General features: G+C 59.8%; 22 protein-coding genes. 4 read left to right on the forward strand and 18 right to left on the reverse strand.

Features of this window, described 5'->3' with window-relative positions; translation table 11 throughout:
- Positions 1-62 precede the first annotated feature (62 nt).
- The 11 genes from ACR0DX_RS05635 to trpS form a co-directional block, all read right to left on the reverse strand.
- Positions 63-1031, reverse strand: coding sequence for an ABC transporter permease (locus ACR0DX_RS05635; protein WP_170353496.1), 969 nt, complete (start codon positions 1029-1031; stop codon positions 63-65).
- On the reverse strand, positions 1031-2125 hold the full coding sequence (locus ACR0DX_RS05640) for an ABC transporter permease (protein ID WP_170353495.1): 1095 nt from the start codon (positions 2123-2125) through the stop codon (positions 1031-1033). The genes ACR0DX_RS05635 and ACR0DX_RS05640 overlap by 1 nt, the downstream gene beginning before the upstream one ends.
- A gap of 3 nt (positions 2126-2128) precedes the next feature.
- A complete protein-coding gene (locus ACR0DX_RS05645) occupies positions 2129-3658 on the reverse strand; it encodes an ABC transporter ATP-binding protein (RefSeq protein WP_170353494.1) in 1530 nt (509 codons plus the stop codon).
- A gap of 87 nt (positions 3659-3745) precedes the next feature.
- On the reverse strand, positions 3746-4744 hold the full coding sequence (locus ACR0DX_RS05650; protein WP_170353493.1) for a BMP family lipoprotein: 999 nt from the start codon (positions 4742-4744) through the stop codon (positions 3746-3748).
- A 158-nt stretch (positions 4745-4902) separates the two neighbouring features.
- Positions 4903-5316, reverse strand: coding sequence for a GNAT family N-acetyltransferase (locus ACR0DX_RS05655; protein ID WP_170353492.1), 414 nt, complete (start codon positions 5314-5316; stop codon positions 4903-4905).
- The gene (tsaB, locus tag ACR0DX_RS05660; protein WP_170353491.1) at positions 5313-5900 is read right to left on the reverse strand and encodes a tRNA (adenosine(37)-N6)-threonylcarbamoyltransferase complex dimerization subunit type 1 TsaB; all 588 of its coding nucleotides are present in this window, start codon (positions 5898-5900) and stop codon (positions 5313-5315) included. The genes ACR0DX_RS05655 and tsaB overlap by 4 nt, the downstream gene beginning before the upstream one ends.
- The gene (locus ACR0DX_RS05665) at positions 5890-6453 is read right to left on the reverse strand and encodes a NifU family protein (RefSeq protein ID WP_170353490.1); all 564 of its coding nucleotides are present in this window, start codon (positions 6451-6453) and stop codon (positions 5890-5892) included. The genes tsaB and ACR0DX_RS05665 overlap by 11 nt, the downstream gene beginning before the upstream one ends.
- 69 nt (positions 6454-6522) lie before the next feature.
- Positions 6523-7116: a DsbA family protein gene (locus ACR0DX_RS05670; protein ID WP_480845447.1), complete on the reverse strand. Its 594-nt coding sequence runs from the start codon at positions 7114-7116 to the stop codon at positions 6523-6525.
- A complete protein-coding gene (locus ACR0DX_RS05675; protein WP_170353488.1) occupies positions 7117-7572 on the reverse strand; it encodes a universal stress protein in 456 nt (151 codons plus the stop codon).
- 60 nt (positions 7573-7632) lie between these two features.
- Complete coding sequence (locus ACR0DX_RS05680) at positions 7633-8496, reverse strand: branched-chain amino acid aminotransferase (protein ID WP_170353487.1); 864 nt, start codon at positions 8494-8496, stop codon at positions 7633-7635.
- A gap of 59 nt (positions 8497-8555) precedes the next feature.
- Positions 8556-9584: a tryptophan--tRNA ligase gene (gene trpS, locus ACR0DX_RS05685; RefSeq protein WP_480845450.1), complete on the reverse strand. Its 1029-nt coding sequence runs from the start codon at positions 9582-9584 to the stop codon at positions 8556-8558.
- Positions 9585-9670: 86 nt separating this feature from the next.
- Between trpS and ACR0DX_RS05690 the strand changes: the two genes are divergently transcribed.
- On the forward strand, positions 9671-10357 hold the full coding sequence (locus ACR0DX_RS05690; RefSeq protein ID WP_170353485.1) for a rhomboid family intramembrane serine protease: 687 nt from the start codon (positions 9671-9673) through the stop codon (positions 10355-10357).
- Here ACR0DX_RS05690 and murJ read toward each other — a convergent pair whose 3' ends face one another.
- From murJ to ACR0DX_RS05705, 3 genes are read right to left on the reverse strand one after another with little or no spacing between them, the layout of a single operon-like run.
- A complete protein-coding gene (gene murJ / locus ACR0DX_RS05695) occupies positions 10358-11899 on the reverse strand; it encodes a murein biosynthesis integral membrane protein MurJ (protein WP_170353484.1) in 1542 nt (513 codons plus the stop codon).
- A complete protein-coding gene (locus tag ACR0DX_RS05700; protein WP_170353483.1) occupies positions 11896-14715 on the reverse strand; it encodes a [protein-PII] uridylyltransferase in 2820 nt (939 codons plus the stop codon). The genes murJ and ACR0DX_RS05700 overlap by 4 nt, the downstream gene beginning before the upstream one ends.
- Positions 14675-15847: a penicillin-binding protein activator gene (locus tag ACR0DX_RS05705; protein WP_170724091.1), complete on the reverse strand. Its 1173-nt coding sequence runs from the start codon at positions 15845-15847 to the stop codon at positions 14675-14677. The genes ACR0DX_RS05700 and ACR0DX_RS05705 overlap by 41 nt, the downstream gene beginning before the upstream one ends.
- Before the next feature lie 87 nt (positions 15848-15934).
- Here ACR0DX_RS05705 and rsmI point away from each other — a divergent pair, with 87 nt between their 5' ends.
- The 3 genes from rsmI to gshB all read left to right on the forward strand — a co-directional run bounded on the left by rsmI (position 15935) and on the right by gshB (position 18159).
- Entirely contained in the window at positions 15935-16792 is an 858-nt protein-coding gene (gene rsmI / locus ACR0DX_RS05710; protein WP_170353481.1) for a 16S rRNA (cytidine(1402)-2'-O)-methyltransferase, read from the forward strand.
- Between the two features lies 1 nt (position 16793).
- Positions 16794-17165, forward strand: coding sequence for a YraN family protein (locus ACR0DX_RS05715; RefSeq protein WP_170353480.1), 372 nt, complete (start codon positions 16794-16796; stop codon positions 17163-17165).
- A 61-nt stretch (positions 17166-17226) separates the two neighbouring features.
- Positions 17227-18159 (forward strand): glutathione synthase, encoded by a 933-nt coding sequence (gene gshB / locus ACR0DX_RS05720; protein ID WP_170353479.1) that lies wholly within the window; start codon positions 17227-17229, stop codon positions 18157-18159.
- On the opposite strand, the gene ACR0DX_RS05725 is transcribed toward gshB, so the two are convergent.
- The 4 genes from ACR0DX_RS05725 to cobU are packed head-to-tail and all read right to left on the reverse strand — an operon-like array spanning position 18156 to position 21749.
- On the reverse strand, positions 18156-19667 hold the full coding sequence (locus ACR0DX_RS05725) for a YifB family Mg chelatase-like AAA ATPase (RefSeq protein WP_170353478.1): 1512 nt from the start codon (positions 19665-19667) through the stop codon (positions 18156-18158). The two genes, gshB and ACR0DX_RS05725, sit on opposite strands and share 4 nt — an antisense overlap.
- Positions 19668-19712: 45 nt before the next feature.
- Positions 19713-20594 (reverse strand): glutathione S-transferase, encoded by an 882-nt coding sequence (locus ACR0DX_RS05730; protein ID WP_480845453.1) that lies wholly within the window; start codon positions 20592-20594, stop codon positions 19713-19715.
- Positions 20595-20652: 58 nt separating this feature from the next.
- The gene (locus tag ACR0DX_RS05735; protein WP_170353476.1) at positions 20653-21231 is read right to left on the reverse strand and encodes a histidine phosphatase family protein; all 579 of its coding nucleotides are present in this window, start codon (positions 21229-21231) and stop codon (positions 20653-20655) included.
- Positions 21228-21749 (reverse strand): bifunctional adenosylcobinamide kinase/adenosylcobinamide-phosphate guanylyltransferase, encoded by a 522-nt coding sequence (cobU, locus tag ACR0DX_RS05740; protein ID WP_170353958.1) that lies wholly within the window; start codon positions 21747-21749, stop codon positions 21228-21230. Before cobU ends, ACR0DX_RS05735 begins: the two co-directional genes overlap by 4 nt.
- Between the last annotated feature and the right edge of the window lie 30 nt (positions 21750-21779).

A 21779-nucleotide genomic window follows, 5' to 3' on the forward strand; every position in this document is an offset into this window, starting at 1 on the left:
AAATCAACTGTGCATGCCGCTCTGCAGCGAACAGGACTGAAATCTGTCCGAAACTGGACTTATCACCGCTCTTTCACATAGGGCTCGCCACCCGCGCGGGGTGGAACAGCTTTGCCAACGAACCCGGCGAGAATCACCACGGTCAGGATATAGGGCAGGGCATCCATGACCTGTACCGGGATGACAACACCGCCCAGATCAATATTCTGGAATCGCAGCGCAACAGCCTGAAGCAAACCGAACAGCAGACACGCACCCATCGCATGCCAAGGCCGCCATTTGGCAAAGATCAGCGCGGCCAGTGCGATGAAACCCCGTCCGGCCGTCATTTCCTTGACGAACCCGGCTTGCAGGGCGGTCGCCAGATAGGCGCCCGCGATCCCGCACAGCACGCCGCAAATCGCCACGGCGGCAAAGCGCAGTCCCACGACCGAGACACCTGCGGTATCTACAGCGGCCGGGTTTTCGCCCACCGCCCGCAGGCGCAAGCCAAAACGGGTGCGATAAAGAATCCACCACGTCAGCGGTACCATCAGGAAGGCGACATAGACGAGGATGGAATGCCCCGACAGAAGCTCGGAGTAGATCGGTCCAACGATGGGTACGCCGCTTATGGCGTCGGCAAAGGGGAAGTTGATCGGCTCGAACCGGCCGCCGCCGAACAGGGACGGAGTTCGCCCGCCCTGCTGGAACCAGCTTTGTGCGACCAGAACGGTCATCCCAGAGGCCAGGAAGTTGATCGCGACGCCCGAGATCAGCTGATTGCCCCTGAACGTGATCGACGCAACGCCATGCAGGGCCGACAGGATCAGTGAAGCCCCGATTCCTGCCAGAAGGCCCAGCCAGACCGAGCCGGTCACAGCGGCCACGGCGGCCGAGAAGAAGGCGGACATAAGCATCTTGCCCTCAAGCCCGATATCAAAGATACCAGCGCGTTCGGAATAGAGCCCCGCCAGACAGGCCAGCAGCAGTGGTGTTGCAAGTCGGATGGTCGAGTCGAGGACTTGGACGAGGGTTACGAAAGCTTCCATCACTGCGCTCCTTTCCGCAGGCTCAGGAACAGCTTTTCAAGCGGCATCCGTACCATGTTGTCCAACGCTCCGGTGAACAGGATCACAAGCGCCTGAATGACCACGATCAGCTCACGCGGGATCGAGGTCCACAGCGCAAGTTCTGCACCGCCCTGATAGAGGAACCCGAACAGGATCGCTGCAAGGAACACCCCGAACGGGTGCGACCGCCCCATCAGCGCCACGGCGATGCCGATAAAGCCCGCGCCCTCGGTCGAGTTCAGGACCAGACGTTCCGCCTCGCCCATGACGTTGTTGATGGCCATCATTCCGGCCAATCCGCCCGAGATCAGCATGGCGATGATGGTAATGCGCACCGGGGAAATCCCGGCATAGACGGCCCCGGTTTCCGAATGGCCATAGGCGCGGATTTCATAACCCAGCCGCGTCCGCCAGATCAGCGCCCAGACCGCGACACAGGCCAGCAAGGCCACGAAGAACGAGATATTCGCGGGCGCGCCCCGGAACAGAGCATTCTCGGCGGTTGAGAACATGGATTGGAAGGTTGGCAAATGCACCGTTTCGGGGAAACGCGCGGTTGCCGGGTCTTGCGAGCCCTGCGGGCGCATCACGTTGACCAGCATATAGTTCAGGAAGGCTGCCGCGATGAAGTTGAACATGATCGTTGTGATCACGATGTGGCTGCCGCGCTTGGCTTGCAGGTAGGCGGGGATTGCCGCCCACATGGCACCGAACAGGGCCGATCCGACACAGGCGGCCAGCAGGGCAATGCTCCAATGCGGCCAGGGGATGTACAGGCAGACCATGGCGACACCCAGACCGCCCAGCATGGCCTGACCCTCGCCACCGATGTTGAACAGGCGCGCGTGGAATGCCACGGCGACAGCCAGGCCGGTGAACATGAAATTGGTTGCATAGTAGAGCGTATAGCCCCAGCCATAGGTCGACCCCAGCGCGCCTGTAACCATCAGGTTAACAGCCTCGATGGGGTTTTCTCCGATGGCGAGGATGACCAGCGCCGAGAGGATTGCGGCCAGTATCAGACTGATCAGCGGGATCAGAACGACATCGGCCCATTTGGGCATTTTATCCATGCTTCACGCGGCCTTTCCCGCAACACCGGCCATCAGCAGGCCCAGCTCTTTTTCATCCGTCTCATGGGGCAGGCGTTCGCCCATGATATGTCCGTCAAACATCACCGCAATCCGGTCGGACAGCGAGAAGATCTCCTCCAGCTCGACCGAGACCAGCAAGATCGCCTTGCCCTGATCGCGCAGAGCAACGATCTGTTTGTGAATGAATTCGATCGCGCCAATATCCACGCCGCGTGTTGGCTGACCAACCAGCAACAGATCGGGGTTCCGCTCGATCTCGCGCGCGACGACAATTTTTTGTTGGTTTCCGCCCGAGAAGTTTTTGGCCGCCAGCCAGCCATCGGGCGGGCGGACGTCGAACTTTTCCATCTTGGCCTCGGTATCAGCGCGCAGGGCCGCGTTGTCCATGAACAAGCCCCGCTTGTAGGCCGGGTCGCGATGATAGCCGAAGGCCACGTTTTCCCACGCGTGGAAATCCATGATCAGACCTTCGCGCTGGCGGTCCTCGGGTACATGCGCGATCCCTTGGGTACGGCGGGTTTGACCATCCGAGCCCGCTCCGCTCAGCGCCAATGATGCGCCGTTCAGCCGGATCGTGCCTTGGCCCTGACGCATCCCGCCCAGAACCTCAAGCAGTTCTGACTGGCCATTACCGGCGACGCCAGCGATGCCCACGATTTCACCCGCGCGGACGGTCAGGTCGATGCCTTTGACCCGCTCGACACCCGCACCATCGGTGACACTCAGATTTTCAATCTCAAGCACGGGCTGGCCGGGTTTTGCGGGCAGTTTATCCACCTGCAACAGCACTTTGCGCCCAACCATAAGCTCGGCCAGTTCCTGCGGGTTGGTATCGGCGGTTTTGACTGTGGCCGTCATCTCACCACGCCGCATGACCGAGACGGTGTCGGTGTTTTCCATGATCTCGCGCAGCTTGTGGGTGATCACGATGATCGTCTTGCCCTCGGACCGCAGCCGGTCGAGGATTCGGAACAGCTGATCGGCCTCGGCCGGGGTCAGAACCCCGGTAGGTTCGTCCAGAATCAGGATCTCGGCCTTGCGATACAGGGCTTTGAGGATTTCGACACGCTGCTGCATGCCCACGCCTATTTCGTCGATACGCTTGTCAGGGTCGACGAACAGCTCGTATTCTTCTTCCAGCGCTTTCAGTTCTTTACGCGCTTTGGACAGCGAGGGGGCAAGCAGCCCTCCGTCCTCGGCACCCAGAACGATGTTTTCCAGAACGGTGAAGTTTTCCACCAGCTTGAAATGCTGGAATACCATCCCGATACCTGCCGCAATCGCAGCCTGACTGTCGGGAATTTCGGTCTTGTCACCGTTGATCCAAATCTCGCCCTTATCGGCCTTGTAAAAGCCGTAGAGGATACTCATCAGCGTGGATTTGCCCGCACCGTTTTCACCGATGATCCCATGGATCGATCCGGGGGCGACGCTGATGGAAATGTCTTTGTTGGCCTGAACCGGCCCAAAGGCTTTGGAAATCCCTTTGAGCTCAATGGCGGGGACGCTCATGTCTTGTCCTCAGATTGCCGAAAAGGCCGCATGGCGCGCGGCAGGGTAGGAGGCCGGGCGGAGGCTAAAACCCCCGCCCGCGCGATATCAGAACTGCAGTGCGGGGCAGCTGTCGTTCTCGTAATAGCTGGTCACCGTAACATTGCCGTCAATGATGTCCTGACGCGCCTTGTCGACCGCGCCTTTCATCTCGTCCGAGACCAGCGACGCGTTGTTGTCGTCCATGGCAACGCCCACACCTTCTTCGGCCAGACCCATGGCGAAGACGCCGGTTTCAAGGTTCTCACCCGCTTTCATCGCGTCATAAACGGCGACGTCCACGCGTTTCAGCATCGAAGTCAGAACTTTGCCCGGATGCAGGTGGTTCTGGTTGCTGTCCACGCCGATCGACAGGATGCCTTCGTCTGCAGCGGTTTGCAGAACACCCACGCCGGTGCCGCCTGCGGCTGCATAGATCACGTCAGCACCTTGGCTGATCTGCGCTTTGGTCAGCTCGGACCCTTTCACCGGGTCGTTCCATGCAGCCGGAGTGGTGCCGGTCATGTTGGCAACAACTTCGATATCGGGGTTCACAGCTTTGGCGCCCTGGGCATAACCACAGCCAAAGTGACGGATCAGCGGGATGTCCATGCCGCCAATGAAGCCAACGGTGCCAGATTCAGACGCCATCGCCGCCATCATACCAACCAGATACGAGCCTTCATGCTCGGCAAAGCCGATCTGACGGATGTTCGGAGCGTCCAGCCAGTTCACGTCAACCGCGACAAATTTGGTGTCGGGGTAGTCGCCCGCAACTGCCGACAGCGGATCGGCCATGGCGAAACCCATGGTGATGATCGGGTTCAGACCGGCCTCGGCAAAGCGACGCAAAGCCTGCTCGCGCTGGGCTTCGGATTGCAGTTCGATTTCGCGATAGCTGCCACCGGTTTCATCGGCCCAACGCTGCGCGCCATTATGGGCGGCCTCGTTGAATGACTTGTCAAACTTACCACCCAGGTCAAAGATCAGGGCCGGCTCAGCCAGGGCCGCACCTGCGGTTAGTGCGACGGCTGCGGCGGCGCCCATCAAGGATTTCATCAGGGTCATTTGTTACTCCCGTTGTTATTGTCGGTCGGAGCCAAGATAGCCCCGTTCACCCACTAAGAGCGAGCATATCTGTTGTGATGGCGGGAATTAAGGCCGTTTGCAACAGCCGGGGTCAACTGATTTTTGACCACTTGGTCGAGAAAAAATTCGACGACTATTCAGGTCAAGTCACATTCCATCACGAGAGCGTCAATTTTCTGATTGTTTTCGCGCACATAGTACGATTTGCGTAATCCACAGGGGCGGTAGCCGCAGCTGTGGTACAAGGACAGCGCCGGAAGATTGTCCTGCGCCACATCCAGAAAGGCGCGCGTCGCGCCCAATCTTTGGGCCTTTGCATGCCACTCGGCCATACGGATTCTTGCGAGCCCCTGACGCTGCAGGTCAGGATGCGTCGCTATTGTAAGCAGTTCCGCTTCGTCGGCGATTACCTGAAACAAAGCAAAGGACGTCGCGATTCCGACTACGTGAGTAAAACGATTCTGCAGTAAATCCGCGAATTCTGCCTCGGACCACGGCCGGGATTGTGTAAAAGCCGCAGAATGGGTTTTGGCAAGGGCTTGCGGAGTCATCCGTCCAACAAAACCGGTGGCGAGTCTTTGGACGGGGCCGCATCTGCCGCGCGGATGTAAAGCGGCGCAGGCGCGCTGTTTGTGGTTTGCCACTTCTGAGAAGCCGCATTTGCGATCCCGCGAACCTGCACTTCGGGGTCATCGTTGAAAGCCAGTGGACTTAGTGATTCTGCCTGTTCAAGCGGGATCAAGGCCGGGTCTTGACCTTCGGGTGAGATATACACTTGATCCCGTGGTGCGCGAATGGCCGGTAACGCGCCTTGAGTTTCTTGCGCCAGCGCCTCAAAACCCGAAACGCCGACGGCCGGAACGCCAAGGCCCAACGCCAGCCCACGCGCAGCGGATACCGAAATTCGGATGCCGGTGAAATTGCCCGGCCCGATACCAACGCCGATGGCTGAAAGGTCTTTCCACGTGTATCCGGCATGGGTCAGCAAATCTTCCAGCATGGGCATCAAGTGTTCTGCCTGACCGCGTGTCATGGCGTCGACTTGAACCGCAATGATCTGATCTCCGCGTAACAAAGCGGCCGCGCAATGCGCGGCCGATGTATCAAACGCCAGAATCAGCGGGTCAGACGGCAACGGGGCGAACCTCGGTCACTTCAGGGATGTAGTGACGCAGCAGGTTCTCGATCCCCATTTTCAGTGTCAGGGTCGAGGACGGACAGTTCGCGCAGGCCCCTTGCATGTGCAGATACACAACGCCGCGGTCAAAACCATGGAAGGTGATATCGCCACCATCTTGGGCCACAGCAGGGCGCACGCGGCTATCCAGAAGGTCCTTGATCTGATTCACGACTTCCGCGTCTTCGCCGGTGTGTTCGGCATGACCAGATGCGGTTGTGGCGTCAGCGGCCATGACCGGCTGGCCCGACTGGTAATGCTCCATAACTGCGCCAAGGATCGCGGGCTTGATGTGGTCCCACTGAACATCGTTAGATTTGGTGACAGTCACAAAATCATTGCCAAAAAAGACGCCGGTTACGCCGTTGACGGTGAAAATCCGGTTGGCCAAAGGGGACTTCTCAGCCGCTTCTGCCGATGAAAAATCTGCGGTGCCCGCCTCCAGCACAGTTTGACCGGGCAGGAATTTCAGGGTTGCAGGGTTCGGCGTGGATTCGGTCTGGATGAACATAGCGCGGCTCCGTTTCAGTTGCCTCTGATATGCGGGTCCGCGCGCGGGAAGTCAAGATTTGGAACGATTCTAAATTTCAGCCGCCAGCTTTATCGCCTCATCTAGCCGGTCATCGCCCCAGAACAGTTCATCCCCGACCAGAAAACTGGGGGCACCGAACAGTCCTTTGGCCTGCGCGATCTCGGATTGTTTTTTCAACGCAGCTTTGATCTGAGGGTTTTGCGTCTGGCTCAACGTCTCTTCGGGCAATCCGGCGGCGGTCAGACAAGTAACCAGAACCGCGTCATCAGCGATGTTCTGGCCATGGGCAAACTCAGCGGAATAGACGGCGCGGACAAAGGCGGCTTTTTGGGCCGGGTCTTCGATGGCCAGCGTCAGGCGGGCCGCCTTCAAGCCGTTTTGCGGAAATGGATCGGGGCGCTGGAACGGCAGGCCGCGGCGGGCGGTCAGACGCTCCATATCGCGCCACATATACTGCCCTTTGGCTGGATAGAGGTTGAAGGGCGAATCCGTCCAGCCCTGTGCAAAAAAGATCGGGCCCAGCAGGAAGGGCTGCCAATCGACACTCACGCCATGCCGGGCGGCGGCCTCTTCGATCCGCATCGCGCTGAGGTAGGAATAGGTCGAGGCGAACTCGAACCAGAACTGAATGCTGTGGGGCATCTAGGTGATTTCTTCCAGTTTTTCCTTGCTCAGATCACCGGGAACGATGGTGATCGGGATCGGTAAACTGCCGGAGTTTTTGGTCAGTTGCGTCACCAGAGGACCGGGGCCCTTCTTTTCGACGCCCGCGCCCAGTACCAGCACGCCGATCTCGGGATCGGATTGCACGTGTTCGATGATTTGCGCCACTGGCTCGCCCTCGCGGATGGCCAGTTCCGGATCAACGCCCTGCTTGTCACGCATCCATTTGGCGAACACTTCGTAATGGGCGTGGATGCGTTCACGCGATTCCTCGCGCATCACCTCGGCCACTCCGATCCAGTGGTTGAACTCATCGGGGGGAATGACCGACAGGATCGTCACGCCGCCGCCCGTATGGGCCGCGCGCATGGCTGCAAAACGCATTGCGTTCAGGCATTCGCGGCTGTCATCCAATACCACCAGGAACTTACGCATGGGTGTCCTCATTCATTTCGGGCGATCATGCCCGACCAAATGCGCGCTGGCAACCGAAGCCTATCGCGTGCTGGCAGCCCAGTCCCAATACAACTCGCGCGCGCGACGGGCGACGGGGCCGACCTGATATTGCGTATCCTGCAACGCCGTGACCGGGGTGATCTTGCTCATGTTGCCGGTCATGAAGACCTCATCAGCTTTGTGGAAATCCTCGAAACTCAGGATCGCTTCGTGCACGGTCACACCGTCTGCACGCAGGTTTTCGATGTGGCGTGCGCGGGTGATTCCGGCCAGAAACGTACCATTGGGGGTGGGGGTGAACACCTCGCCATCCCGGACCAAAAAAATGTTCGCAGTCGCGGTTTCGGCCACATGTCCCAGCGCATCCGCGACCAGGGCGTTTGAGAAGCCGTTGGACCGAACTTCTTGCAACATCCGCGCATTGTTGGGGTAGAGACAGCCCGCCTTGGCGTTCACAACCGCCGATTCCAGAACCGGGCGACGGAAGCGCGTGTAGCCCAGTGTCACCGACGCAGATTCGGGCGCCATTGGAATCTCTTCGAGGCAAATCGCGAAGCCCGTACTGTTCTCCAGCGGTACGATTGCCGTTCGGTCGCCGTCGATGCCCCAATACATCGGACGGATATAAACCGCTGCGTCGGGCGCATAACTTTCCAGCCCTTCGCGGATGATCTCGACCATCTGCTCGGTGGTCACAAACGGCGTCAGCATCAAAGCCTCGGCCGAGCGGTTCACGCGGGCACAGTGCGCCTCAAGATCGGGGACCAGACCGTCGAAATAGCGGGCTCCATCGAAGACGGACGACCCCAGCCAAGCGCCGTGATCGGCTGCCCGCATGATGGGCGCATCCCCGTCATGCCACTGACCTTCGAAATAGGTGCGAATATTCTTGCCGACTGCCATCACGCCCTCCCAAGCTTTGCGGCAAACCTAGGAAGACGCCGCGGTAACGTCCAGAGCAATCAGCCCTGTTTTGCGCCAACCATGCCCACGATTTCGTAAGTTTGTTGCAGGATCGGGGCGGCAACAGCGCGCGCCTTTTCTGCCCCATTGGCCAGAATCCGGTCAATCTCGTCCTCTTCGCCCATCAGGCGGGCCATCTCGCCCGAAATCGGAGCCAGTTTCGACACGGCCAGTTCGGCCAGCATAGGTTTGAACTCGCCAAACTGCTTGCCGCCAACCTCGGTCAGAACCTGCTCGGCGGTTTGATCGCTGAGCGCCGCGTAGATATTGACCAGATTGCGCGCCTCAGGGCGTTCGGACAGGCCATCCACATCCGAAGGCAGAGCATTGGGGTCGGTCTTGGCCTTGCGGATTTTCTTGGCAATCGTGTCGGCGTTATCGGTCATGTTGATGCGCGTCATATCCGACGGGTCCGAGGACGACATCTTGCGCGACCCGTCCCGCAGGTTCATCACGCGCGGGGCAGGGCCGCCGATGACGGGTTCGGTCACAGGGAAGAACTCGACGCCATAGTCATGGTTGAACTTGATGGCGATGTCGCGGGTCAGTTCCAGATGCTGTTTCTGATCCTCACCCACCGGCACATGCGTCGCGTGGTAGGTCAGGATGTCCGCCGCCATCAGCGCCGGATAAGCAAACAGACCCAGTGAGGCATTCTGAGCATTCTTGCCGGCCTTATCCTTAAACTGCGTCATCCGCTGCATCCAGCCCATCCGGGCGATACAGTTGAAAATCCAGGCCAGTTGTGTGTGCTCGGGCACTTGGCTTTGATTGAACAGGATGGATTTTTCCGGGTCCAGACCAGCGGCGATGAAACCGGCGCAGACCTCGCGCGTTTTCTCGCGCAGGCGGGCGGGGTCCTGCCAGACGGTGATCGCGTGCAGATCGACCATGCAATAGATGGTCTCAAAATCGTCGCCCTGCATATCCACGAACCGCTTGAGCGCACCCAGGTAGTTGCCAAGGTGCAGGTTCCCCGACGGCTGGATGCCGGAAAACACGCGCGGTGTGAACTGGGTGTCGGTCATCGAAGGGAACTCCCGTCTGGAAAAATAGGCCCCCGTCGCTTACCCATGAGGCCAAGGGACGTCAACAGCCGCGAAAGGCCAGCCCAATGAGCAGTGAGCATTATACACCCGCCGTGAACCCTTTGCCGCCCGTGGTGGCGGCGTTGGCCTTGTTCATCTTCGGGATCGAACTGGCCCTGACGCTGGGCTCGCGCGGGTTGATCGGAGGGCCATCGGCCGTGGGCTGGCGGCTGGATGCGTTGCAGCACTACTCCTTTTCGCCGGACATTTTCGACTGGATGATGGAAAACGGGCGCTGGCCGTTTGAACATCTGATCCGCTTAGTGACATATCCGTTCGTGTCGGCCAATTTCACTCAGGCCATCTTTGTCTGCGTCTTTGTTCTGGCCATGGGCAAAATGGTGGCCGAGGTTTTTGGCAGCGTGCAGATGCTGGTGATCTTTGTGCTGTCGGGCATCGGCGGGGCGCTGGCCTATGCGCTGCTGCTGGACCCGCAATATCCGCTGGTCGGAGGGTTCCCACCCGTCTACGGCCTGATCGGAGCATTCACGTGGATTTTGTGGCGTAAGCTGTCGCTGGTGGGTGAAAACCAATCTCGCGCCTTCAGCCTGATTGCCGTATTGATGGGGATCCAGTTGTTGTTCGGTCTGATCTTCGGCGGCACGTTGGACTGGGTGGCCGATCTGGGCGGGTTCGCCACAGGCTTTGTTCTGTCATTTGTGGTTGGTCCCGGCGGTTGGTCCCGGATCATTGGTGGTATCCGCCGCGACTGATCAGGACCGCCGCAGGGCCTTTTTGAACTCGTTGATCTGGAAGGCGCGCAGCAGGTGGCCCAGCACAAAATACAGCACTGCCGCACCGATGATGAGGGCCAACAGTGCCACATAACGCCAGCCTGGCAGGTGAAATGCCCACCCGAACAGGGAAAGCGCGGCAAAAAGGCCAACGCCCATCCCAAGCGATGCGGCTACGATCCGCCATGCCCGACGTTTGAACCGGTCATCAAAACGCGCCTCCTCGCCCATACGTCGCGCCCCTAGCGCCAGCAGTCCGACCATGGCCCACCCGGCGACCGAGGCCGCAATTGCAGGCGCGATCCAGCCCAGCAGTGGATAAAGCCCAAAGGCCAGCCCCGCATTCACCACCATCGCCACCACCGCATAGCGGAACGGAGATTTTGTGTCCTCGCGTGCGAAGAACAGCGGTTGCAGCAGCTTTTGCAACATGAAAGCCGGCAGGCCGATGCCATAGATCGCCACGGCCAGCGCAGTGGCGGCGGTATCCTCGGCGGTGAACTGTCCACGCTCGAACAGGACCGAGACCAGAGGGATCGGCATGATCACAAAGGCCACTGTTGACGGAAGGGTCAGCAGCAGCGTGAACTCTCCGGCGCGGGAAAAGGCGTTGCGGGCGCCGTCTTTGTCACCCGCACGCAGGCGGCGAGACAGGTCAGGCAGCAACACGATTCCAACGGCGATGCCCACCACACCCAAGGGCAGTTGATACAGCCGGTCCGCGGCAAACAACCAACTGACCGCGTTTTCGGTTTTTGAGGCCACAAGCTGCCCCACCACAAGATTGACCTGCGTCACCCCCATCGCCAGCGCGGCGGGGACGGCGATGCGGACCATACGCTTCATCTCAGGGCTGAGTTTCGGCAGGCCGGGGCGGATGCGGATACCCGCGCGCTCGGTCGCGACCCAGACCAGCGCAAGCTGCGCCACACCGGCCAAGGGGATGATGGCGATCAGCCAGCGGATGACTTCGCCACCCGACAGTGCTCCGGCGATCATGGCGGTGCAGGCGAAAATGTTCAGCAGAACGGGCGCTGCGGCAGCGGCCGCAAAGCGGCCCGTGGCATTCAGAACGCCCGAAAACAGTGCTGCCAGTGACATGAACAAGATGTAAGGGAAAACCACGTAACCATAATCCACGGCCAGATCGAACCGGTCGTCGCCGTAAAACCCTTCGGCGGTGATCCAGACCAGTGCGGGCATGAACACCATCGCCAGCCCAACCAGCGCCAAAACGGCCACAGCCAGCAGGTTGAAGGCGTCCTGTGCGAAACCTTCGGCGTTCTCGTCCCCTTCCAGCCGTTTGGAAAACATCGGGACGAAGGCCGCGTTGAACGCACCTTCGGCAAAGAAGCGGCGGAACATGTTGGGCAGGCGGAAGGCGGCCACAAAGGCGTCCATCACCGGGCCCGGCCCGATAAAAGCCGTCAGCAGGATTTCCCGCAAAAACCCCAATATCCGACTGGCCAGGGTCCAGAACCCGACCGTGAATAGGCCCGAGAACAGCCGAATCTGCTTCATGATTCCGCGCGCTCGGCGCCCTCGGTGATGGCTTTGCGCAGCTTGGCTTCAAGTCCGCGCTGCTTGCTGTCCGAGTGGTATTTCAGCCCGAACATGTCTTTGACATAGAACGTGTCCACCACCTGTTCGCCATAGGTCGCGATCACCGCGTTGGCGACATAGACATTGGCTGCGGCCAGCGTGCGGGCCAGATCATAGAGCAAACCGGGACGGTCACGGGTATCGACCTCGATTATCGTGTAGATCTCGGACCCGTCATTGTCGAAGATGATATGCGTCGGCACGTTGAAGGCGCGTTCGCGTTTCTTAATCTTGTCGCGCGATTTCAGCGCGTCACGCGCCACAACTTCGCCCTTTAACGTTTTGTGTATCATTTGCGTCAGGCGTGGCAGGCGGCTGGCTTCGAATGGGCGGCCATCTGCGTCCTGTATCCAGAATGCATCCGTGACATAACCATCCTTGGTCGTATAGCTGCGCGCATCGACCACGTTCGCTCCAACCAGCGCCAGCGCGCCAGCGATCCGCGCGAAAATACCCGGATGATCGCCCATGGCGAAACAGGCGCGAGTGGCATCGCGATCCTCGTCCGGTTGCAGGCGAATTTCCATCGCGCCCGCGTCGCCACTGTGATCCAGCGCTTGCAGCATCTCGGCAAATTCAACATGCGTCGACAGGTTAAGGCCCTGCCAATAGGGGTCGTAATGCCGACCGGTCTCGGTTTTCAGGTCAGCCTTGGACCAATCGGCCAATTCGGCGCGTAGGGTCTTTTTCGCCTCAGCCCCGCGATTGGCACGGTTGAGGTCTTCCATCCCGGTCTCAAGCGCGCGTTTGGTTTCCGCGTGCAGTGCGCGCAACAGGGTGGCCTTCCAGTTGTTCCAGGTATCCGGACCGACGCCGCGAATGTCACAGACTGTCAGAACTGTCAGCAAGTCCAACCGTTTGACCGTTTTCACGGCCTTCGCGAAATCGCGTACCGTTCGCGGATCGGAAATATCGCGCTTCTGCGCCATGTCGGACATCAGCAGGTGATAACGCACCAGCCATTCGACCGTTTCGCAATCAGCCTTGTTCAACCCAAGCCTTGGCGCGATTTTGCGCGCCATCTGCGCGCCGAGGATCGAGTGATCTTCGGGCCGCCCCTTGGCAATATCGTGGATCAGCAGGGCGACATACAAAACCTTGCGGTTCACGCCCTCTTTCAGGATCGACGAAGCCAACGGGAGGGATTCCACCAGTCTTCCGCGTTCGATCTGGTTGAGGTTGACGATGCACTGGATGGTGTGTTCGTCCACCGTATAGCTGTGATACATGTTGAACTGCATCATCGCGACGATGTGCTCAAATTCGGGGATAAAGGCTGACAGGACCCCCAGCTCGTTCATCCGGCGCAGGGCGCGTTCGGGGTTGCCGTGTTTCAGCATAAGATCAAGGAAGATACGTTGTGCTTCCTTGTCTTCGCGCATGTCCTCATCGATCAGGTTCAGATTCGCTGTCACAAGACGCATCGCATCCGGATGGATCAGCATGCCCGTGCGCAACCCTTCCTCGAACAGACGCAGCAGGTTCACCTTATCGGACAGGAACTGGTCCGGGTCAGCGACGTCCAAACGACCATGAACGACTTGATACCCTGCCTTGACCCGTGGGCGGCGGCGGAAAATCCGTTCCAGCAGCGGTGCGCCCTTCATGTGTGCGGCTTCCAGCTTGGTCAGGAAGATGCGGGTCAATTCACCCACCATCGTCGCCTCGCGGAAATACCGCTGCATGAAAACCTCGACGGCACGGCGACCGGCGCGATCCTCATAGCCCATGCGATCGGCTACCTCGACCTGCATATCGAAGGTCAGGTGCTCAGTGGCGCGGCCCGTTACCAGATGCAGATGCGAGCGTACGGCCCACAGGAACTCCTCGGCCTCGTCGAAGGCTTTGTACTCGTCTTCTGTTATCAGCCCCAGCGGTACAAATTCAGACACGTCCTGAACGTCGTAGATGTATTTCGCGATCCAATACAGCGATTGCAGGTCGCGCAGCCCGCCTTTGCCTTCTTTAACATTAGGCTCGACCATATAGCGCTGGCCCTGCTTTTTGTGACGCTCGTCACGCTCTTGCAGTTTGGCTTCGATAAATTGACGTTCAGTGCCCTTGAACAACTCGTCTCGCAGGCGGGTTTTGAGTTCATCGCCCAAGGCCGTGTCGCCCGCCAGATAACGCTGCTCCAGCATAGCGGTGCGGATAGTGAAATCCTCGCCCCCAAGCCGCAGACAATCCTTGATGGTGCGCGAAGAATGCCCGACCTTCAGACGCAAATCCCACAGGATATACAGCATGGACTCGATCACGCTTTCGGCCCATGCAGTGATTTTGTAGGGCGTCAGAAACAGCAGATCGACATCTGACGCGGGGGCCATCTCGCCCCGCCCATAGCCGCCCACAGCCAGAACGGCGATCTTTTCGCCCTGCGTCGGCGTGGCCAGAGGGTGAAGATCGTGGCTTGCGACCTGCATGGCGGTGCAGACCAGTCCATCGGTCAGATAAGTGTAAGAATGGGTCAGCGGCCGTGCGTCGAACGGGCGTTGGAAAAACGCATCAGCGATGGCTTGCCGCCCTGCCTTTTGGGCATTCCGCAGAATGCGCACGCATTCGGCCCGGCGCGCGGTGTTGTTTGATACGTTTTCAAAGGCTTCCGACAGTTGCGCCAGAACGGCGGTGCTGTCGAATATGTCTTGGGCCGGGCAGATCAGCTCACCTTTTGGGGTGAGCGTCAGTGCCGGTCGATCAGAAACCGGCGCCTGAGAAGCTTTGTGGGGCAGGGTCAATCACTACTACCTGTTTGTTCTGGATCGTGGCAACTGCCAGACCGCGTTCGTTGGTACCGTTCGAGCGCAGGCGAAAGATGCCGCCCACGCCCTGGAAACCGGCATTCTGTGTCAGGGCCGAAGCCGTAAGCGCATCCGATTTACCCTGGCTGACCAAGGCTCCGATTGCTGCGATGCCGTCGTATGCCAGCCCGCTGATAGGGTGCGGTGCCTCACCATAGGTATTGTTGTACCGCTGACGATAGGATTGTGCCTTGGCCGGGTCGGGTAGCGCGAACCATCCCCCCTGCACGCCCGGCAATTCAAGCGTCTGAGCCGGAATATCCCAGCGTGTCAGACCGATATATTGCGTCGTTGCTGGCGAGACACCCGCCTCTGGCAGCAACTGCGAATAGAGTGGCAACGCACCAGCCGTGGTTGCCGTAAGGAACACCGAGTCAGCCGCCGATGCATCCACCGTGGCCTTGATTGTCGGAACCGAGTTGATCACGCCCTGCTGGGACCGGTCATAGCCGACTGTTCCAGCGTTGTTGACGCGACTGTTACTTAGCGCGTTGGCGATGGCAGATTGTCCCAACTGGCCTGCCGCATCGTTGCTGTGCACGATGACCATGTTGTTTTTGCCCCGCGAACCGGCAAAATTAACGAGTCGGTTAGCCGTGTTGTCGAAGGTGGGGCCCAGGACAAAGACGTTCCCGCCCGCGATGCTGGTGTTGTTCGAGAACGACAGGACATTCACGTTGTTGTTTAAAACGGCTAACCCTGCCGAGTTTGCTGCCTGCGCGTAAACCGGACCCAGGATAACCTTTGCACCATCCGCCACGGCCCGTTGGGCCACCTCCGCCGCTGTGTTCGAGCTGCCGCGCGTGTCATAAACCCGAAGGTCGATCTGCACATTTTGCAAATCTGCCATGGCCATACGTGCTGCATTCTCAAGGCTTCGGGCCAAGGCCGCATCGCCCGAATTGGCCGATCCCGCCGGAACCAGCAGCGCCACAGGCACCGGCTTAGAGGTGTTAATCGATGGCCCTCCGCCCAGTCCTGTTGTCTCACAGGCGGTCAGAAAAGCGGCGGTGGCCAAAACGGCGGCGGTTTTTGCCAGTTTGCGAACGGGCTTGCAAACGGTAAACATCTGAATGAAAACTCCCTGTCCCGGCGACTTGAAAGACGCCATTTTATTAGGTCGCGATAATAAACGTCACGCTGCGAGGGTCCAGCTTTGAATCACCAAAAAGTCAGATTGGGCGCGGGCCTGTATTTTGTCGCCACTCCGATCGGAACGGCGCGCGATATCACGCTCAGGGCGCTGGATGTGCTGGCCTCGGCTGATGTGGTCGCTGCCGAGGATACCCGCAGCCTTCGGCGCCTGATGGAGATTCACGGTGTGCCGTTGGAGGGACGGCGCATTCTGGCCTATCACGATCACAGCGGTGCAGGCGCGCGGGGCAAGATCCTGGACGCGCTGGCCGAAGGGAAATCGGTTGCCTATGCCTCTGAGGCCGGGATGCCACTGATTGCTGATCCGGGTTATGATCTGGGGCGTCAGGCGGCTGAGGCCGGTCACATGGTGACCTGTGCGCCCGGGCCATCGGCGGCTTTAATGGCCCTGACATTGGCCGGATTGCCAACGGATGCGTTCTTTTTTGCCGGATTCTTGCCCAATGCGTCGGGCGCGCGCCGGGCACGGATCGAGGCGTTGCGCGACATACCCGGCACGCTTGTTTTCTACGAATCGCCAAAGCGTGTCGCGGCCTGCCTGTCCGATCTGGCGGATGTATTGGGAGAGTCGCGTCATGCCGCCCTGTGCCGCGAATTAACCAAGAAATTCGAAGAGGTTCGCCGCGGGACTCTGAAAGACCTTGCCGAAGGGGTGCAGGATCAGACCACCAAAGGCGAAATCGTTCTGTTGGTGGATCGAAGCCATTCGGAAACTGTTAACGAATCTGACGTAGAAGAGGCTTTGAAAAGGGCCTTGGAAACCCATTCGGTTCGGGATGCGGCGGATCTGGTTTCGGAAATGTACAAACTTCCGCGCCGTCCAATCTATCAGAAGGCGCTGAAACTGGGAAAGAGATGACATGTCTGCGCGATCCGTTCGAAGCTCTGTCTCTAATGAGGCTGGTCAATCCGCCGAGATGCAGGTTGCGACCGATTATGAACGTCGTGGCTTTTTTATCGCTCACCACCGTTGGCGCGGGGCCGGTGGGGAAATCGACCTGATCGCGCGGGATGGTGACTGCCTTGTGTTCATCGAAGTTAAGAAAAGCAGCAGTTTTGACCGAGCTGCGGCACGGATCAACCAGCGTCAGATGAAACGGATCTGCGCCTCTGCTTCACAGTTTTTGGAAAATGAACCCGCAGGACAACTGACGAATGTGCGCTTTGACGCAGCGCTGGTGGATGCCACTGGCGCAGTCAAAATCGTTGAAAACGCCTTTGGGCAAGCCTGACCCCCATTGAACCCGCGGGCTCGCTGGGCCATGTATCTGGCGTGAAACTGAGGGACACGCCATGAAAATCGCCTTTCAGATGGACCCGATCGGGGCCGTGGATATCAATGCAGACAGCTCATTCCGACTGGCCGAAGAGGCGCAGGCACGTGGGCATTCGCTGTTTTTCTACGGACCGGATCAGTTGGCGTATCAGGAAGGGCGCATAACAGCACGCGGCCATGACATGACGGTGCAGCGTGTGGCTGGAAACCCGGCGAAACTGGGGCCTGAGCGTGAGGTTGATCTGGCTGATTTCGATGTGATCTGGCTGCGTCAGGATCCTCCGTTCGATATGCACTATATCACGTCAACGCATTTGCTGGACCGTCTGAAGGGCAAGGCGCTGGTGGTCAATGATCCGTTCTGGGTGCGCAATTACCCCGAAAAACTGCTGGTTCTGGATTTCCCCGATCTAACGCCGCCGACGACCATCGCGCGTGATTTACAGACGATCAAAGCGTTCAAGGAAAAGCATGGCGATATCATTCTCAAGCCGCTTTATGGCAACGGCGGTGCGGGCGTGTTCCGGCTGGATGCCAATGACCGCAACCTGACTTCGCTGCACGAGTTGTTCACGGGTTTCTCGCGCGAGCCGCTGATTGTTCAGAAGTTCCTGCCCGACGTCAGCAATGGCGACAAACGGGTGATTCTGGTTGATGGTGAGGCAGTCGGCGCAATCAACCGTGTGCCTGCCAAGGGCGAGACGCGGTCGAATATGCATGTGGGCGGTCGCCCGGAAAAGATCGGCCTGTCCGACCGGGATTTGGAGATTTGCGCCGCCATCTGTCCGTTGCTGAAGGAAAAAGGCCAGATCTTCGTCGGTATCGACGTGATCGGAGACTATCTGACTGAGATCAACGTGACCTCGCCTACCGGCATTCAGGAGTTGGAGCGGTTCGACGGTGTGAACGTCGCCGAAAAAATCTGGCAGGCGATTGAGGCCAAAATCTAAGACGCCGCCCGGGCGCTGATGCGAAAGCTCAGCGCCTCGGCCACGTGGGGTCGGCGGATATCTGGCGCGCCTTCAAGATCAGCAATGGTGCGCGCGACCCGCAGGATGCGGTGATAGGCGCGCGCCGACAGGCCGAACCGTTCGGCGGCTTTCAGCAACAGCTCTTTGCCTTCGGCGTCGGGGGCGGCGATTTCCTCCAACAACTTACCCTCCATATCCGCGTTCTGGCGGGGCTCCATGCCCTCAAACCGCTCCGCCTGCACAGTACGGGCGGCTTCGACCCGTGCGGCAACCGTGGCAGAACTGTCCCCCGAGGGCGGCAGGTCCAGATCGGTGAACCCGACCGGAGGCACCTCGATCCGCAAGTCGAACCGATCCAAAAGCGGGCCAGAAATGCGACCCAGATAGTCCTCGCCACAGACCGGCGCACGGGAACAGGCGCGGGCGGGGTCCGTTAGATATCCGCATTTGCAGGGGTTGGCGGCGGCCACCAGCATGAAGCGGCAGGGGTATTTCACATGGGCATTGGCGCGGGCAACCATGACCTCGCCCGTTTCAATCGGTTGGCGCAGGGTTTCCAGAACGGTGCGTGGAAATTCGGGGAATTCGTCCATGAACAGAACCCCGTTATGAGCCAAGGAAATCTCACCGGGTTTCGCGCCTCGACCACCGCCGACAATCGCAGCCATCGAGGCGGTGTGATGCGGTTCTCGGAATGGGCGGGAGCGGCTGATCCCGCCTTCGTCCAGCAATCCGCAGAGCGACTGGATCATAGAGGTTTCCAGCGCCTCGGATGGGGTCAGAGGCGGCAGAATTCCCGGCAGACGCGCGGCCAGCATGGATTTGCCCGACCCCGGCGTGCCGATCATGATCAGGTGGTGTCGCCCGGCGGCGGCAATTTCCAACGCGCGTTTGGCCCGTTCCTGCCCTTTCACATCGCGCAGGTCGCGCGCGCTGGACGCAAGGCTGACCTCGCCGGGTTGGGCGGCGGATAAAGGGGCCTGACCTGAGAAATGCCGCACCACATCGCCCAGTGATGTGGCCCCGATAACCTGTGTAGCATCGACCCAAGCCGCCTCAGCGCTGGAGGCTTTGGGGCACAGCAGCGCGCGATCTTCGGCGGCGGCGGTCATGGCGGCGGGCAGAGCGCCGACCACGGGTACAAGCGATCCGTCCAGTGACAGCTCACCCAAGGACACCGCACTTTCGGCGGCGTCGGAGGGAATGATCTCGAGCGCGGACAGCAGCGCGACGGCGATGGGCAGGTCGAAATGGCTGCCTTCTTTGGGCAGGTCGGCGGGTGAGAGGTTGATGGTTATTCGCTTGGATGGCAGCGCGATGGCCATGGAACTGAGCGCGCTGCGCACGCGGTCGCGGGCCTCGGACACGGCCTTGTCGGGCAGGCCGACGATGGAAAAAGCGGGCAGGCCCGGCGAGACGGCGCATTGCACTTCGACCGGGCGGGCCTCGACCCCTTGGAAAGCAACAGTATGAGAGCGGGCGACCATGAACGACCTTTTTGGTAAACAGGTCGTTGCTGGCACGCCGCCGGTTTAGGAATCGTTAACGCCTGCGACCATGGCAGAGAATTTCGGCCAAGCGCCCGGGTCTGCGGCGGTTTTGTCACGGCAGAACGGGTTGCAGAAGCCCCAGATGCGGCCGTCCAGTTCAAGGAAATTTGTCACAGGGTCGCCGGAATAGGGGCATGTGGTGTTGACCGAGGGGCCTGCGTCCACAACGCGGGCTACGGGCGAGCCGACTGGCCAGGGTTGTGTTGCCAATCCCAGTGCGTAGGGGAAAGGGTCATAGGACACAGTCAATCCCATCGCGCGCCATTGGCGGACGGACAGGCCTGACAGCAGGTCAAGGCAATAGACCCGGTTTGCGTCCGAGACTGGCAGACCATAGCCGATAATCCGCGCGGCCACCGGCGTATAGAAGACATCCGCCAGGGAATAGTCGCCAAACAGCGGACCGGAGGTGGCCCCGGACACGCTGCGAGAATGGGCCCATAGGGTCTCGATCCGGTCAAGGTCGCGCAGGGTATCTGCTGAGGGTTCAAACCCGGTCCAGCAATGGTGCAACTGCATCGGGCATTCGCCGCGCAAGGCGGTGAACCCGGCCACCATCTCGGCGCATAACCAGCGCGCGGTGGCGCGGGCGGCTGGATCTGCAGGCCACAGCCCGGTGTCGGGATGTCGTTCGGCCAGAGTTTCGGCCATGGCGAGGCTTTCGCCTACCACCGTCCCGTCGGGCATGCGCAAGGCGGGCACCAGACGGGCGGGGGCGAGTGGCTTCACATCCTCGGCCATGGTGCCGGAATAGAGGCCGATCATTTGGGTCTTGTAAGGCAGGCCGAACTTTTCCAGCATCAGCCAGCCGCGCATGGACCAGCTGGAAAACAGGCGGTCTCCGATAAACAGATCATAGGTCATGCACGCAGGATGGCGTGGCCCGGCACGGCGGTAAATCAGAGATTTGTGCGCTGGTACATCACGCGAGGTGATTGATCCGCCCGACCGACCAGCGATCCCCGTGATGGGTCAGTTCCGTGACCGAGAGGTTGTCGATCTTGTGGCTGAACGCCTCTTGTGCCGTCACGTCCAGCGCGCGCTGTACCTGTGTCAGGATCACGCCGAAATGCACCACGATGACCAGATCGCGCCCGCTATGATCGGCAATCAGCCGGTCGATCACGGCATCTACCCGCGTACGCACCTCGTTCCAGCTTTCGCCGCTTGGGGGCCGCACGTCGCCGGGATTGTCCCAATAGGCGAAGGCCAGTTCCGGGTCTTCGGCCTCAATCTCGCGGAAGCCGCGCAGCTCCCACGTGCCGAAATTGATCTCGCGCAGGTCGGGGTGATGGGGCAGGCGGGTGCGTGTTCCCTGAATGGCCGAGGCCGTATCCGCTGCGCGGGACAGGTCGGATGAGATAACAACCGCATCAGACGGCAGATGGTCATGCAAGCGTTGGATCGCCACTGAGTCGCTGAGATCAGCGGGCAGGTCGGACCAGCCGACCATGGTTTTGGCATGGGTCGGGCCGTGGCGGACAAGATGCAGGCGAGTCACGGCAGCTGTCCTTTCAGTACCAGAGGCAGCCCGGCTGTGACTTGCACCACCAGATCGGCCTGCGCGGCCAATGCGATGTTCAGCCGTCCCTGTGCCTCTCGAAAGCGGCGGGACAGGGCGTTGTCGGGGACAATGCCGTGGCCGACTTCGTTCGATACGACTACAATCTGGGCTTTGCAGGTATTCAGCGCATCCAAAAGCAGGGCTTGTTCTTGTTCGAGATCGTTTTCCGCCAACATATGATTGGTCAGCCACATCGTCGCACAGTCAATCAGACAGACCTGATCCCGCGTCAGAGCGGCCAGAGCAGGGCGCAGGTCGAACGGAGCCTCGATCGTCGTCCAACCCTCCCCTCGTTGCTTCACGTGCGACTTCACCTTTTTGTGCATTTCATCATCAAGCACTTGTGAAGTCGCGAGGTAGATGCGGCTTTTCTCTTTTGAAACAGTGAGTTGTTCGGCAAATGCCGACTTTCCCGAGGCTGCTCCGCCTATAACAAAGGTCAAATCCGAACCCACTGGTGTTACCTTCCATGTGATCCACCCGGT

Source organism: Ruegeria sp. D3, from assembly GCF_056534465.1.

Bases quoted from the DNA above. Each gene is read 5' to 3' on its own strand.
- ACR0DX_RS05725 (WP_170353478.1), bottom strand. From the start codon at position 19,667: ATGGTCGCCCGCTCTCATACTGTTGCTTTCCAAGGGGTCGAGGCCCGC.
- ACR0DX_RS05690 (WP_170353485.1), top strand. From the start codon at position 9,671: ATGAGCAGTGAGCATTATACACCCGCCGTGAACCCTTTGCCGCCCGTG.
- ACR0DX_RS05640 (WP_170353495.1), bottom strand. From the start codon at position 2,125: ATGGATAAAATGCCCAAATGGGCCGATGTCGTTCTGATCCCGCTGATC.
- ACR0DX_RS05670 (WP_480845447.1), bottom strand. From the start codon at position 7,116: ATGCCCCACAGCATTCAGTTCTGGTTCGAGTTCGCCTCGACCTATTCC.
- ACR0DX_RS05675 (WP_170353488.1), bottom strand. From the start codon at position 7,572: ATGCGTAAGTTCCTGGTGGTATTGGATGACAGCCGCGAATGCCTGAAC.
- ACR0DX_RS05635 (WP_170353496.1), bottom strand. From the start codon at position 1,031: ATGGAAGCTTTCGTAACCCTCGTCCAAGTCCTCGACTCGACCATCCGA.
- gshB (WP_170353479.1), top strand. From the start codon at position 17,227: ATGAAAATCGCCTTTCAGATGGACCCGATCGGGGCCGTGGATATCAAT.
- ACR0DX_RS05655 (WP_170353492.1), bottom strand. From the start codon at position 5,316: ATGACTCCGCAAGCCCTTGCCAAAACCCATTCTGCGGCTTTTACACAA.
- ACR0DX_RS05645 (WP_170353494.1), bottom strand. From the start codon at position 3,658: ATGAGCGTCCCCGCCATTGAGCTCAAAGGGATTTCCAAAGCCTTTGGG.
- trpS (WP_480845450.1), bottom strand. From the start codon at position 9,584: ATGACCGACACCCAGTTCACACCGCGCGTGTTTTCCGGCATCCAGCCG.
- ACR0DX_RS05650 (WP_170353493.1), bottom strand. From the start codon at position 4,744: ATGACCCTGATGAAATCCTTGATGGGCGCCGCCGCAGCCGTCGCACTA.
- ACR0DX_RS05680 (WP_170353487.1), bottom strand. From the start codon at position 8,496: ATGGCAGTCGGCAAGAATATTCGCACCTATTTCGAAGGTCAGTGGCAT.
- murJ (WP_170353484.1), bottom strand. From the start codon at position 11,899: ATGAAGCAGATTCGGCTGTTCTCGGGCCTATTCACGGTCGGGTTCTGG.
- ACR0DX_RS05665 (WP_170353490.1), bottom strand. From the start codon at position 6,453: ATGTTCATCCAGACCGAATCCACGCCGAACCCTGCAACCCTGAAATTC.
- ACR0DX_RS05715 (WP_170353480.1), top strand. From the start codon at position 16,794: ATGTCTGCGCGATCCGTTCGAAGCTCTGTCTCTAATGAGGCTGGTCAA.
- ACR0DX_RS05730 (WP_480845453.1), bottom strand. From the start codon at position 20,594: ATGACCTATGATCTGTTTATCGGAGACCGCCTGTTTTCCAGCTGGTCC.
- ACR0DX_RS05705 (WP_170724091.1), bottom strand. From the start codon at position 15,847: ATGTTTACCGTTTGCAAGCCCGTTCGCAAACTGGCAAAAACCGCCGCC.